Source organism: Ideonella sp. BN130291 (assembly GCF_036231905.1).
Classification (GTDB): Bacteria; Pseudomonadota; Gammaproteobacteria; order Burkholderiales; family Burkholderiaceae_C; genus CAMLIZ01.
Genome location: NZ_JAZARE010000003.1, coordinates 450,789 through 464,919, shown reverse-complemented (window position 1 = coordinate 464,919; position 14,131 = coordinate 450,789). Strand labels below are relative to the sequence as shown.

At 67.4% G+C, this 14,131-nt stretch carries 10 protein-coding genes and 1 tRNA gene; 7 read left to right on the top strand and 4 right to left on the bottom strand.

Annotated features, from left to right (window positions below):
• The first annotated feature begins 96 nt into the window (after positions 1-96).
• The 5 genes from pheS to VPH43_RS08440 all read left to right on the top strand — a co-directional run bounded on the left by pheS (position 97) and on the right by VPH43_RS08440 (position 4,584).
• Positions 97-1,143, top strand: a complete 1,047-nt coding sequence (gene pheS / locus VPH43_RS08460; RefSeq protein WP_328577234.1) for a phenylalanine--tRNA ligase subunit alpha — start codon at positions 97-99, stop codon at positions 1,141-1,143.
• An 18-nt stretch (positions 1,144-1,161) separates the two neighbouring features.
• The gene (pheT, locus tag VPH43_RS08455) at positions 1,162-3,582 is read left to right on the top strand and encodes a phenylalanine--tRNA ligase subunit beta (protein ID WP_328577233.1); all 2,421 of its coding nucleotides are present in this window, start codon (positions 1,162-1,164) and stop codon (positions 3,580-3,582) included.
• Between the two features lie 53 nt (positions 3,583-3,635).
• Positions 3,636-3,995, top strand: a complete 360-nt coding sequence (locus tag VPH43_RS08450) for an integration host factor subunit alpha (protein ID WP_442909248.1) — start codon at positions 3,636-3,638, stop codon at positions 3,993-3,995.
• 35 nt (positions 3,996-4,030) lie between these two features.
• A complete protein-coding gene (locus VPH43_RS08445) occupies positions 4,031-4,471 on the top strand; it encodes a MerR family transcriptional regulator (protein ID WP_328577231.1) in 441 nt (146 codons plus the stop codon).
• Between the two features lie 36 nt (positions 4,472-4,507).
• Positions 4,508-4,584 (top strand) — tRNA-Pro (locus VPH43_RS08440).
• A gap of 98 nt (positions 4,585-4,682) precedes the next feature.
• On the opposite strand, the gene VPH43_RS08435 is transcribed toward VPH43_RS08440, so the two are convergent.
• From VPH43_RS08435 to VPH43_RS08425, 3 genes are all read right to left on the bottom strand, one after another.
• The gene (locus tag VPH43_RS08435) at positions 4,683-5,537 is read right to left on the bottom strand and encodes a BPSS1187 family protein (protein WP_328577230.1); all 855 of its coding nucleotides are present in this window, start codon (positions 5,535-5,537) and stop codon (positions 4,683-4,685) included.
• Positions 5,538-5,906: 369 nt separating this feature from the next.
• Complete coding sequence (locus VPH43_RS08430; RefSeq protein WP_328577229.1) at positions 5,907-6,974, bottom strand: hypothetical protein; 1,068 nt, start codon at positions 6,972-6,974, stop codon at positions 5,907-5,909.
• A gap of 132 nt (positions 6,975-7,106) precedes the next feature.
• Positions 7,107-9,278 carry a sodium-translocating pyrophosphatase gene (locus VPH43_RS08425; protein WP_328577228.1) on the bottom strand — a complete coding sequence of 724 codons (2,172 nt, stop codon included), beginning with the start codon at positions 9,276-9,278 and terminating at the stop codon, positions 7,107-7,109.
• 250 nt (positions 9,279-9,528) lie between these two features.
• On the opposite strand from VPH43_RS08425, the gene ppa reads away from it, so the two are divergent.
• Both ppa and VPH43_RS08415 read left to right on the top strand, forming a co-directional pair.
• Entirely contained in the window at positions 9,529-10,068 is a 540-nt protein-coding gene (ppa, locus tag VPH43_RS08420) for an inorganic diphosphatase (protein ID WP_328577227.1), read from the top strand.
• 84 nt (positions 10,069-10,152) lie between these two features.
• Positions 10,153-12,885: a M16 family metallopeptidase gene (locus tag VPH43_RS08415; RefSeq protein WP_328577226.1), complete on the top strand. Its 2,733-nt coding sequence runs from the start codon at positions 10,153-10,155 to the stop codon at positions 12,883-12,885.
• A 44-nt stretch (positions 12,886-12,929) separates the two neighbouring features.
• On the opposite strand, the gene VPH43_RS08410 is transcribed toward VPH43_RS08415, so the two are convergent.
• Positions 12,930-14,105, bottom strand: coding sequence for a GNAT family N-acetyltransferase (locus tag VPH43_RS08410; protein WP_328577225.1), 1,176 nt, complete (start codon positions 14,103-14,105; stop codon positions 12,930-12,932).
• Positions 14,106-14,131 lie beyond the last annotated feature (26 nt).

The following is a 14,131-nucleotide window of genomic DNA, read 5'->3' as shown; positions in this document are numbered from 1 at the left end:
ACCGCGGTGTCACGGCCCCGGCTGAAAGGCCGGGCAAGACTTCAAAGGCCGGCACCGGGTGTTCGGCCTTTTTTATTTCTCGTTGAAACCACCGCGATGAACGATCTCGATCAACTCGTGCAGGCCGCGCAAGCCGATTTCGGCGTTGCGACGTCGCCGGCCGAGCTGGAAAACGCCAAGGCACGCTATCTCGGCAAGGCCGGCCGCGTGACCGAGCTGCTCAAGGGGCTGGCTGCGTTGGCGCCTGAGGAGAAGAAGGCGCGCGGCGCCGAGATCAACGCCACCAAGCAGCGGGTGGAAGCGGCGCTGCAGGCACGACGCCAGGCGTTGGCCGATGCCGAACTCGAAGCGCAACTGAAGGCCGAGTCGCTGGACGTCACCCTGCCGGGCCGCGCGCGTGGCGTGGGCGGCCTGCATCCGGTATCGCGCACCCTGGAGCGCATCGAGCAGATCTTCGGCTCCATGGGCTTCGACGTGGCCGACGGCCCCGAGATCGAAACCGACTGGATGAGCTTCACCGCACTGAATAACCCGGAGAACCACCCGGCGCGTTCGATGCAGGACACCTTCTACGTCGACATGAAGGACGCCGAAGGCCGCTGGCTCAACCTGCGCCCGCACACCTCGCCCATGCAGGTGCGTTACGCCCGCATGCATGCTGCCAAGTACGCGGGGCAGGAGCACATGCCCGAGATCCGGGTGATCGCGCCGGGCCGCACCTACCGCGTGGACAGTGACGCCACCCACTCGCCGATGTTCCACCAGTGCGAAGGCCTGTGGATCGGCGAGAACGTGAGCTTCAAGGACCTGAAGTCGGTGTTCATCGACTTCTTCCGCACCTTCTTCGAAACCGACGACCTGCAGCTGCGCTTCCGGCCGTCGTTCTTTCCGTTCACCGAGCCCTCGGCGGAGGTGGACATCGCCTTCAACAGCGGGCCGCTCAAGGGCCGCTGGCTGGAGGTGGCCGGCTCGGGCCAGGTGCACCCGAACGTGGTGCGCAACTTCGGTCTGGACCCGGAGAAGTACATCGGCTTCGCGTTCGGCATGGGGCCGGACCGGCTGACCATGCTGCGTTATGGCGTGAACGACCTGCGCCTGTTCTTCGACGGCGACCTGCGCTTCCTGTCGCAGTTCAAGTCCTGATCATCCAAGAAGCCGAAGATGCAATTTCCTGAAAGTTGGTTGCGCGAATTCTGCAACCCGCCGATCACCACCGAGCAGCTGGCAGACACGCTCACCATGGCCGGCATGGAGGTGGAAGAGATGCGCCCGGTGGCGCCGCCCTTCAGCCGCGTGGTGGTGGGTGAGATCGTCGAATGCGCGCAGCACCCGAATGCCGACCGCCTGCGTGTGTGCAAGGTGAATGCGGGTGAGCACTCCAAGGAGGGTCTGCTGCAGATCGTGTGTGGTGCGCCCAACGCGCGTGCCGGCATCAAGGTGCCGCTGGCGCTGGTGGGTGCCGAGCTTCCGCCCGGTGAGGACGGCAAGCCGTTCAAGATCGGCACCGGCAAGCTGCGCGGCGTGGAAAGCTTCGGCATGCTGTGCTCCGCCCGTGAGCTGAAGCTGTCGGACGACCATGGCGGGCTGCTGGAGCTCGGTGACGATGCGCCGGTGGGCCAGGACGTGCGCGAGGCGCTGAAGCTCGATGACACGCTGTTCACCCTGAAGCTCACGCCCAACCTTGGCCATGCGCTCAGCGTGTTCGGCATCGCACGCGAGCTGTCCGCCCTCACGGGCGCGCCGTTGAAGCAACCGAGCATCCAGCCGGTGCCACCGCGCCACGACCAGCGCCTGCCGGTGCAGATCGAGGCGCCCGAGCTGTGCGGCCGCTTCTCCGGCCGCGTCGTGCGCAACGTCGACACCAAGGCCAGGACACCCGCCTGGATGGTGGAGCGGCTGGCCCGCTGCGGCCAGCGTTCGGTGACTGCGCTGGTGGACATCTCGAACTATGTGATGTTCGAGGTCGGCCGCCCGTCCCACATCTTCGACCTGGACAAGATCGACCAGAAGCTGGTGGTGCGCTGGGGCCGCAAAGGTGAGACGCTCAAGCTGCTCAACGGCAGCACCATCGAGGTGGACGAGACCGTGGGCGTGATCTCCGATGCGCGCGGGGTGGAGTCGCTGGCCGGCATCATGGGGGGCGACCACACGGCCGTGTCGGACGACACCCGCAACGTCTACGTCGAGGCCGCGTTCTGGTGGCCGGAATCCGTGGCCGGCCGGTCGCGTCGCTTCAATTTCAGCACTGACGCGGGCCATCGTTTCGAGCGCGGCGTGGACCCGGCGCTCACGGTGGAACACATCGAGCGCATCACGCAGCTGATCATCGACATCTGCGGCGGCGAAGCCGGCCCGATGGACGACCAGGTGGCGCGCCTGCCCGAGCGCAAGCCGGTGCGCCTGCGCGTGGCGCGCGCGGCCAAGGTCATCGGCATGCCGGTCACGCAAGCGCAGTGCGCCGGCGTATTCCAGCGGCTGGGGCTGCCGTTCACGGAAGGCGAGGGCGAGCTGATCGTCACGCCGCCGAGCTGGCGCTTCGATCTCCAGATCGAGGAAGACCTGATCGAGGAAGTGATCCGCGTGCTGGGGTACCCGCTGCTGCCCGAGACGCCGCCGCTCGCGCCGGTGACGGCCAAGGTGCGGCCGGAATCCCTGCGCAGCAGCCATGCGCTGCGGCACCTGATGGCCGACCTGGACTACCAGGAGACGATCAACTTCAGCTTCGTCGAGGACCGCTGGGAGCGCGAGCTGGCGGGCAACGACAACCCCATCCAGGTGCTGAATCCGATCGCAGCGCCGCTGGCGGTGATGCGGTCCAGCCTGCTTGGCAGCCTGGTTTCCGCGCTGCGCTACAACCTCGCCCGCAAGGCGCCGCGCGTGCGTATGTTCGAGATTGGACGCGTGTTCCTGCGCGACGACCGCAACCAGGACGGGCCGCTCAGCGTGGCCGGCATCCACCAGCCGATGCGGCTGGGCGGGCTGGCGTATGGCGCGGCGGACACCTTGCAATGGGGCCGCGCCGACAAGGGCGTGGACTTCTTCGATGTCAAGGGCGACGTGGAGGCGCTGTTCGCCCCGCTGGCGCCACGTTTCGTGCCGGCGCCGCATCCGGCGCTTCACCCTGGCCGCAGCGCCGCCATCGAGATCGACGGCCGGCGTGTGGGGGTGCTGGGCGAGCTGCATCCCAAGTGGCGACAGGCCTATGAGCTGCCGCACGCGCCGGTGCTGTTCGAGATCGACCTGACCGCGCTGCAGCAGCGCCCGCTGCCGCAGTACCAGCCGATCCCGCGCCAGCAGGCGTCCCTGCGTGACCTCGCCATCGTGGTGAACGACCGAGTGAGCCACCAGGCGCTGATCGAGGCGATCGAAGCGGCCGATGCACTCATCCGCCGCGCCCAGCTCTTCGACATCTACCGGCCGGCGCAGCCCACCGCCGACATCGGCGCCGGCGAGCGCAGCATGGCCGTGCGGCTGGAACTGCTGGACGACCAGGCCACCCTGACCGACGAACGCATCGAACCGGTGATCGCCGCCGTGGTGCAACGCCTCAACACCGAATTCGGCGCCCGCCTGCGGGGCTGAACGTCACCATGATGGATCCACGCAGCATGAACAACGCCAGCGACGCCGCCGCCATGGACGACGAGGACACCCACGACCGCGTGATCCTGCCCTCGCTCGAAACGCCCACCCTCACCAAGGCGGAGCTGGCCGAGTTGCTGTTCGAGCGCCTGGGCCTGAACAAGCGCGAGTCGAAAGACATGGTGGAGGCCTTCTTCGAGATCATCCACGCCAGCCTGGTGACCGGGCGGGACGTGAAGCTCTCGGGCTTCGGCAACTTCAACATCCGGCGCAAGGCGCCGCGTCCGGGGCGCAACCCGCGCACCGGCGAGGCGATCCCGATCAAGGCCCGCAACGTGGTCACATTTCACGCAAGTCACAAGCTCAAAGGCATTGTGCAAGGTGACATCCCTGCCGAAGGAGAGTTCGAGTAGAGTCTGAACTTTCCCGCTAGATCTCGTTGATTTCAATGGAGAAAGCGCTCCCCGCCATCCCCGCCAAACGCTACTTCACGATCGGCGAGGTGAGCGAGCTGTGCGGCGTGAAGCCGTACGTGCTGCGTTACTGGGAGCAGGAGTTCACGCAGCTCAAGCCCATGAAGCGCCGCGGCAACCGGCGCTACTACCAGCACCATGAGGTGCTGCTCATCCGGCGCATCCGCGAGCTGCTCTACGAGCAGGGTTTCACCATCAGCGGCGCCCGCAACCGGCTGGCCGACCAGCATGGCGCAGCCCGCCACGAGGCGGTGGAAAGCGTGATCGACGAGAGCGCCTTGCCGCCTGACGCAGGCCTTGAAGCGGAGCCGGAAGCCGCCGATGGCGCGGCCCTGCCGCTGCCGGAGGTGCATGAGATGTCGCTCGCGCAGATGCGCAACGAACTCCTGTCGATCCGCGGCCTGCTCACCATCTGAAGCGGCCTGTTTTGCAGGTATACTGCTTGGCTCAGTCGGGGTGTAGCGCAGCCTGGTAGCGCACTTGCATGGGGTGCAAGGGGTCGCGAGTTCGAATCCCGCCACCCCGACCATTGAACGCAAAAACCCGGTGTCCGCAAGGGCACCGGGTTTTTTGTTGCCGCTTTTTGTCCGCGACCGCTTGGATGCGGTCGTCGCGATCAACGCGTGCTTACTCGAAGCAGAGGGCGGCCCACACCGGGTCGAACACCGGCGTGCCGTTGCCGGCGAGCGGCGTGGACATGTCGAGCACGGTGGAACCGTGGGTCGGCGATATGCCGCCCAGGCGCGGCGTGGCATTCGTGACGAAGATGTGGGAGTTGCCGAACTGGCTGGGGGACGTGTTGTCCACGTTCACAGCGGTGGTCATGGCGCCCAGCCCCAGCGTGGGCCAGATGAGAGACAGCTTCGCGATCGGCACCAGGTCGTCGTCGAGATGGGTGAAGCCGTACTGGCGCACTGCCGGTGTCACATTCGGCAGGCTGACCCAGGCGGCCGGCCCCGACCCGTCCCAGTCCGCAGGAGACGCAAAGTAGACCACCCGGCTCATGGAGAACATCTTGGCCATCAAGCCGGCATGCCCGCCACCTTGGGAGTGGCCGGACATCACGACCTTGGACCAGTCGATTTGCCCGTTGCTCAGCAGGTACTGGCCCCAGCCTTCGTCCGAGAAGTGCTGGTTGAGATATGCCACCGTCTCCGTGAGCCGGGTGACGATGGAGTTGGGCACGTTCACGCTGACAAGGTCGCTCAGAGGTGCACCCGAGATGATTTCGCTGCGCACCTTGAAGAAGCAGTTGGGATCGGAGCTGCCCAAGCAGAGCTCACCCACCGCCGTGGGATTGGGGTAGTTGAGTCCCAGCGTGTGGAAGCCACGCCGAGCGCCGCTGCGCAGGATGAGCCGGTACATCTCCGGCGTGCCGCTGGTGCCGGGGAGAAACACGAACAGCTTGTGCGCGGCGGCCACGTCAGGCGACGGGTTGATCGCCACATGCGGCTCCAGCGCCATGTTGACCTGGGCGTCCACTGCGGCAGGCGATATCTCGCGCTCCACCGACGCCGGCCCGCCGGTCGTCGGAGGGGGAGACGAGGTGGAATCGCTGCCCCCGCCCCCGCAACCCCCCAACAACAGGCTGCACGAGAGGAGCGCGGGCGCCAGGGCAAGGGCGAGGCGGCGACGAAAGAGGTTCACGTTGGCGGTCCTTCAAGTAGATGCAGGGCCGCATCGGCGTTGACTGGACACGCCAAGCTGATACGGCATCAAGACGACGCCCGCCGAGCGGGTGACATTCAAACGTTACACCATGCCGGACGGCTGACGTGAAAGCGGATCGCGCAACAAAGTGTGGGACGGCGCTGACACGCGGCCCCGGGGGCCGAAGCGCCCGGTCGTCGGCTACAGCGTCGTGTTGAACACGCCGTGCGGCACGCGCTCGTTGGGGGACCACAGGTCCTGCTTCACCAGCGCCGCGAACGCCAGCTGGATCTGGCGCTGCGAGGCCAGGCAAGGCAGAAAGTCCAGCTGCAACTGCGCCCGGTGTTCGCGCAGGCGGTTCACGCGTGACAGGCGGTCCACGGCCACCACCAGCCGGCCGTCGTGCCACATCAGCGGCAAGGCGCGCAACTCGGCCACGCGGGCCATGGGCAGGCGCCGCGCTGCAGCGGGGTCGACCGGGAAACGCGTGAGGTCCACGATGGGATAGCCCATCTTGTGGGCCAGCGCGGTCTGCAGGTCCGCAGCGGACAGCAAACCTTCGCTCACCAGGCGCTCGCCGAGCGGGCGGCGGTCGTCGCGGGCGGCCAGCGCGCGGGACAGCTGTCCCCGAGTGAGCAGGCCCAGTTGCAGGAGCGAGTCGCCCAGCGGCAGCACCGGCATGTGCGACTGGCGCTCCAGTGCAGCGACCAGCTCCGAAGGGCTGGCGATCCATCGCTCCGCCGCCGTGTCCACCGCCGTCGGCCCGAATTCGGCCTGCGTGTACGCGCTTCGCGGCACGAACGCGCGCTGCACCGAGCGGTCCTCGTTGACTGGCGTGAAGAGGAAGAGCCCGTGCTCGGTCTCCACATGGCCGAGCGTGATGCCGGCGAGCGGCGGGCCGCCGGCCGGCGTGGTGAGGCGGTATGCACGTTCCTCCTCGGCGGCCGGCACGCGCCACACCGGTACACCGATCGGCCGCGGCACCGCGGTGAGCGGCGTGGTCAGCGTCAGGCGCCTGAAACGATCGAACGGCAGCGCCAGAGGTGGGCCGTCCGCACTCATGCGAAACCTCACCGTCCGCTGGCCCGGGTCGATGCGCACGATCTGGCCTTCGGTCGTGGTGCCAGCCAGCGTTTCGATGAGGCAGGGCTGCTCGCTGTCGCAGCGGGGCACGACGACGTGCAGTGAGATGAACCCCGGCAGCGGCCATTCCCACGGCTCATGGCCGATCTCGTCCAGGACCGGGAAGGGAGTGAGGGGCGGGTGCACGATCAATACTGCCGCGACGGCAAGGCCGATGGGCTTTGTACCCCGCGGCCCGCCAGGGCAGAAGAGGGTCTGCCCAGCGCGCCATGAAAAAAGGGCCACCGCAGTGGCCCTTGTCACGCCGCAGCGGCCGGCTCAGGGCGCGGATGCAGCGGAAGAGGCGGGCAGCGCCGCCGCTTCGGCGGACGACGCCGGCATGCTGGTGGCCGGGGCGGTCTGCGCGGCGGGCGCGGTGTCGGCGTGCGTGGACGCGGGCACCACCGCTGGCAGCAGCGGCACGATGAGCAGGGCCACGATGTTGATGATCTTGATCAGCGGGTTCACGGCAGGGCCTGCGGTGTCCTTGTACGGGTCGCCCACCGTGTCGCCGGTCACCGCGGCCTTGTGGGCTTCGCTGCCCTTGCCGCCATGGTGGCCATCCTCGATGTACTTCTTGGCGTTGTCCCAGGCGCCACCGCCGGTGCACATGGAGATGGCGACGAAGAGGCCGGTGATGATGGTGCCCATCAGCAGGCCGCCCAGTGCGGCCGGCCCGAGCAGCAGGCCCACCAGGATCGGCACCACCACCGGCAGCAGCGAGGGCACGATCATTTCCTTGATCGCCGCGGTGGTGAGCATGTCCACCGCCTTGCCGTATTCGGGCTTGCCGGTGCCTTCCATGATGCCCTTGATGTCGCGGAACTGGCGCCGCACTTCTTCCACCACGGCACCGGCCGCGCGGCCCACGGCTTCCATCGCCATGGCACCGAACAGGTAGGGGATCAGGCCGCCGATGAACAGGCCGATGATCACCATGTGGTCCGACAGGTCGAAGCGCAGGTGCATGCCGCGGCCTTCGAGCGCGTGGGTGTAGTCGGCAAACAGCACCAGCGCGGCCAGGCCGGCCGAGCCGATCGCATAGCCCTTGGTCACCGCCTTGGTGGTGTTGCCCACCGCGTCCAGCGGGTCGGTGATGTCGCGCACGCTGGCCGGCAGGTCCGCCATCTCGGCGATGCCACCGGCGTTGTCCGTGATCGGGCCGTAGGCGTCCAGCGCCACCACGATGCCGGCCATGCTCAGCATGGACGTGGCAGCGACGGCGATGCCGTAGAGCCCACCCAGCCAGAACGACACGCCGATCGCGATGCAGACAAAGATCACCGGCCAGGCGGTGGACTTCATCGACACGCCCAGGCCGGCGATGATGTTGGTGCCATGCCCGGTGGTGGAGGCCTGTGCCACATGCTGCACCGGCCCGTACTGCGTGCCGGTGTAGTACTCGGTCACCCACACCAGCAGCGCCGTGAGCGCCAGGCCCACGAAGCAGGCACCGAAGAGCGCCATCGCGCTCACCGTCTTGCCCGCCACGGTGACCGCCTGCGGGAACATGGCGCTGGTGACGAAGTAGAAGGCGATCAGCGACAGCACGCCGGCCACCGCGAGGCCGCGGTAGAGCGCCGGCATCACGTTCTTCATGCCGGGCGAGGCTTTCACGAAGCTGCAGCCGATGATGGAGGCGATGATGGACACGCCGCCCAGCACCAGCGGATAGATCACCGCGTTGAGCGCCGCGCCGGTGACCATCAAGGCGCCCAGCGTCATGGTGGCGATCAAGGTGACCGCGTAGGTCTCGAACAGGTCGGCGGCCATGCCGGCGCAGTCACCGACGTTGTCGCCCACGTTGTCGGCAATCACTGCCGGGTTGCGCGGGTCATCCTCCGGGATGCCCGCTTCCACCTTGCCCACCAGGTCGGCGCCCACGTCGGCGCCCTTGGTGAAGATGCCGCCGCCCAGGCGCGCGAAGATGGAGATGAGGGACGAGCCGAACGCCAGGCCGAGCAGCGGCTTCAAGGTGGCGGCGTCCACGTTGGTGCCGCCGCTGAGCCACCAGAAGAACAGGCTCACGCCCAGCAGGCCCAGGCCCACCACCAGCATGCCGGTGATCGCGCCGCCCTTGAACGCGACGTTCAGCGCCGGGCCGATGCCCAGGGTGGCGGCCTGCGCGGTGCGCACATTGGCGCGCACCGAGACGTTCATGCCGATGAATCCACAGGCGCCCGACAACACCGCGCCCACGACGAATCCCACCGCCGTGGTGCGATCCAGAAAGACCGCGATCAGGATGGCGAGCACCACGCCCACGATGGCGATCGTCTTGTACTGCCGTGCCAGGTAGGCGGCAGCGCCCTGCTGCACCGCGCCCGCAATCTCCTGCATCCGGGCGTTGCCGGCATCCTGTCGCAGGATCCAGCTTCGTTGTATGAATCCGTACAAGACGGCGGCCAGGCCGCACGCCAGCGCCACATAAAGCGCCATAGTTGTCGACATCAAGGCAACTCCTTCTGGTTTTGAACCCTGTGGATTGGATGTGCCCGCTCTTCGCCTGCGCTGCAGGAGGCAGGGGACGGGTCGCGGGCCATGCTAAGTGAAGGGCATGACACTGACAACGTGGCGGAAACACCTGTTTTTGACCGCGCGTCATCGGCGTGTCATGCCCGCGTGCCGTCAGGGCAAAGCAAGTGCCACCCGTAGAATCCGGGTTTTCCCTCGCGATTCACCACATCATTTGGCAATCACCATGAGCCTGCACAACGTGACCCCCGGCGCCAAGGCACCTGACGAGTTCAACGTGATCATCGAGATCCCGATGAACGCCGACCCGATCAAGTACGAGGTCGATGAAGAGACCGGTGCGCTGTTCGTCGACCGCTTCATGGGCACGGCCATGCACTACCCGTGCAACTACGGCTACATCCCGCAGACGCTCGCCGACGACGGCGACCCGGTGGATGTGCTGGTGATCACGCCGTATCCGCTGATCCCTGGCGTGGTGGTCACCTGCCGCCCGATCGGCATCCTGAAGATGGAAGACGAAGCGGGCGGCGACAGCAAGCTGCTGGCCGTGCCCATCGACAAGATCCTGCCGATCTACACCCACTGGCAGAAGCCCGAGGACATGAACGACCTGCGCCTGCAGCAGATCCAGCACTTCTTCGAGCACTACAAGGACCTGGAGAAGGGCAAGTGGGTCAAGGTGCTGGGCTGGGAAGGCCCCGAAGGCGCACGCGCCGAAGTGCGCACCGGCATGGCGGCCTGGGCCAAGAAGCACGGCGCCTGAACTCGCAGCCTCGGTTTGCGTCGAAGGGAGCCCGCACGGGCTCCCTTTTGTTTTGTTGCCTACACTGCCGGTCTTTGCCGAAGGATGGTCGAACCGATGCTGCTCCGCCTGCTCACTGCCTGCCTCGTTGCCACGACCCTGTTGCCCGCCCATGCGGCCACCGCGGCGGCGACTGATCCCAAGCCGGTGCAGTCGGTGGAGGGCATCACCGAATACCGGCTGCCCAACGGCCTGCAGGTGCTGCTGGCGCCGGACGACTCCAAGCCCACCACCACGGTGAACGTGACCTACCGCGTGGGCTCGCGCCACGAGAGCTACGGCGAAACCGGCATGGCCCACCTGCTGGAGCACTTGCTGTTCAAGGGCACACCCACGCACCGCAACGTGTGGGCCGAGTTCACCAAGCGTGGCCTGCGGGCCAACGGCAGCACCTGGCTGGACCGCACCAACTACTTCGCCAGCTTCGCCGCCAACGACGAGAACCTGAAGTGGTATCTCGACTGGCAGGCCGACGCCATGGTCAACAGCTTCATCGCGCGCAAGGACCTGGACAGCGAGATGACGGTGGTGCGCAACGAGATGGAGATGGGCGAGAACAGCCCCAGCCGCATCCTCTTCGAGAAGACGCTGGCCGCCATGTACCAGTGGCACAACTACGGCAAGACGACGATAGGCGCACGGGCCGACGTGGAGAACGTGGACATCGGCCGGCTGCAGGCGTTCTACCGGCTGTACTACCAGCCGGACAACGCCACGCTGATCGTGTCGGGCAAGTTCGATCCCGCCAAGGTGTTGGGCTGGGTCCAGGGCAGCTTCGGCAAGATCCCGCGCTCCAGGCAGCAGCGCCCGCAGCTGTACACCCTGGATCCCGCGCAGGACGGTGAACGCAGCGTCACCCTGCGGCGTGTGGGCGGTGCCACCTTGATGATGGCGGGCTACCACGTGCCCCCTGGCGCGCACCCCGACTTTGCCGCGGTGGAACTGCTCGCGCTCATCCTGGGCGACACGCCTTCAGGCCGCATCCACAAGCGCCTGGTGGAAAAGGGGCTCGCCGCCAGCGCCTTCAGCGAAACCCTGGCCATGCACGACCCGGGCGTGGGTCTGTGGGGTGTGCAGCTGGCGCCTGGACAGGACGTCGACAAGGCGCGCGACGCACTGCTCGCGGTGGTGGAGGGCCTGGGCAGCGAGCCGATCACGGCCGACGAACTCAAGCGTGCGCAGGCCAAGTGGCTCAAGAGCTGGGACCTGCAGTACACGAATCCGGAGGCGGTGGGCGTGGCGCTGTCGGAATCGATCGCGCTCGGCGACTGGCGCCTGTTCTTCCTCCTGCGTGACCGCGTGCGCGATGCCAAGCTGGCCGACGTGCAGCGGGTCGCGCAGGAGCGCCTGCTGCAGGCCAACCGCACGCTCGCGCTCTACCTGCCCACCGAGAAGCCGGTGCGTGCGCCGGCGCCAGCGATGGTGGACGTGGCGCAGCAGATCAAGGAGTTCAAGCCGCAGGCGGGCGTGGCCGCGGTGGCGGCCTTCGATCCCACCCCGGCCAACATCGACGCCCGCACCCAACGCTTCAGCCTGCCCAGCGGCCTGAAGGCGGCGCTGCTGCCCAAGCCCAGCCGCGGCAACACCGTGCGCGCCACGCTCACCCTGCGCTACGGCGACGAGAAGAGCCTGTTCGGCCAGGGCGAGGTCGCCTCCATGGTGGCCAGCATGCTGGACCGTGGCACCACGCAGCTGAGCCGCGAGCAGATCCAGGACCGCCTGGACCAGCTGCGCAGCGAGGTGGCCATCGGCGGCGGCGCGGGCGCGGTGTCGGTGAACATCACCTCCCAGCGCGAGACCATCGCCGACACGATTGCGCTGGTCGGCCAGCTGCTGCGCCAACCGAGCTTCCCGGCCAGCGCGCTCGATGAATTGCAGCGCCAGGGCATCACCTCGGTGCAGCAGCAGCGCGACGACCCGCAGGCCATCGTGGCCAACGCGGTCGCGCGCCATGGCAACCCCTATCCGCGCGGTGACGTGCGTTATGCGCGCAGCTTCGACGAGATCGTGGCCGAGATCAAGGCGGTCAACGTCGAGCAGCTGAAGGACTTCCACCGCCGCTTCTATGGTGCGTCCAACGCGCAGTTCGGTGCGGTGGGCGACTTCGACGTCGCCACCGTGCGGCAGGCGCTGGACCAGGCCTTCGGCGACTGGAAGAGCCCGTCGCCCTTTGCGCGCGTGCCCAACCCGCTGTACAACCCGCCGGCCAGCCGGCTGGAGTTCAAGACGCCGGACAAGCAGAACGCGGTGCTCAGCGTGCAACAGCACGTGCCGCTGAACGACCTGGACCCGGACTACCCGGCCTTTATGCTGGGGAACTTCATGCTGGGTTCGGGCGGCGACTCGCGCCTGTGGAAGCGCATCCGCGAGCGCGAGGGCCTGTCCTACAGCACCTACAGCTATGTCAGCTGGAACAACTTCGAGCCGAACTCGGTGTGGCAGGGCGGGGCGATCTTCGCGCCGCAGAACCGGGACAAGGTGGAGCAGGGCTTCCGCGAGGAAGTGGCGCGCGCATTGAAGGAGGGCTTCATGCCGGAAGAAGTGGCATCGGCCAAGACCGCGCTGCTCAACTTCCGACGCCTGAGCCGCGCGCAGGACGCGCAGCTGGCGGGGTCGCTGTCAGCCAACCTGTTCCTCGAGCGCACCTTCGCGATCACGCAGAGGGTGGACGAAGCGCTGGCCGCCTTGACCGCCGACCAGGTGAATGCCGTGATGCGGAAACACCTGCAGCCCCAGGCGTTCGTCATTGGCGTCGGCGGGGACTTCAAGCAGCCTTGAGCGGTGCCCCCGGTCGCCGGAGACGGCGACCACCCCCGCGGGGGTCAAGCCGCGCTTGGGAGCGGCCCGGCGCCCCGCTTGAACGGATTCCGCTCCTGCAACTCGTCCACATAGGCGTCGATGCCGGCGCCTTCGCGCTGCAGGAAATCGGCCACCGCGCTGGCGAAGCGGGGAGCGCTCAGCCAGTGCGCTGAATGCGTGCGCACCGGCAGCAGGCCGCGCGCCATCTTGTGCTCGCCCTGGGCGCCGCCCTCGAAGCGCTGGTAGCCGTTGGCGATGCACCAGGCCAGCGGCTGGTAGTAGCAGGCCTCGAAGTGCAGCAGCGGCACATGCTCGGTGGCGCCCCAGTAGCGCCCGTAGGCGACCCGTTGCTCAGGGTCCAGCGCGATCAGCGATGCGGCGATGTGCCGGCCTTCGCGCTCGGCAATGAAGAGCAACCAGTTGTCCGGCATCCGCTCGGCCATGCGGTGGAAGAAGTCGCGTGTCAGGTACGGCGTGGAGCGGTGTTCGCGGTAAGTGCGGGTGTAGCAGCGGTAGAAAAAGTCCCACAGGTCCGTGTCGATGTCGGGACCGTGGTGCACTGAAAAGCGCACACCCGCTTCGGCGACGCGGCGGCGTTCCTGCTGAATCTTCTTGCGCTTTTCGCGTTGCAGGCTGGCCAGGAAGTCGGTGAAGTCCGCGAACGGTGCATCCACGCGGTTGTGCCAGTGGAACTGCACCGTGCTGCGCCGCATCCAGCCGTGCGCTTCGGCCGCCGCCATGTCGGCCTCGTCGCCGAACAGCAGGTGGGCCGAGGACAGCTCGCTGTTGCGGGCGAGTTGCGTGATCGCCTGCAACAGCAGGCCCCGAGCCTCGGCATCGACGGCCAGCAGGCGGGTGCCGGGCACGGGCGTGAAGGGCACGGCGCTGAGCAACTTCGGGTAGTAGTTCAGGCCGTGGCGTTCGTAGGCGTCCGCCCAGGCCCAGTCGAAGACGTATTCGCCATAGGAATGGCTCTTGAGGTACAGGGCGCAACCGGCTCTCAAGGCGCGGCCACGCCACAGCGTGATGAAGCAGGGCGCCCAGCCGGTGTCGGCCGCTGCGCTGGCGGACGCATGCAGTGCGCTCAGGAATTCATGGCGCATGAAGGGCGTGGGTTTTGCCTGCTGTGCCAGCAGTGCATTCCACGCCGCCGAGTCCACGGCCGCAGGGGTGTCGTCGATGCGCAGGGTGTCCTTCAAAGGGGGCTCTGATCGAGGGCAAAACC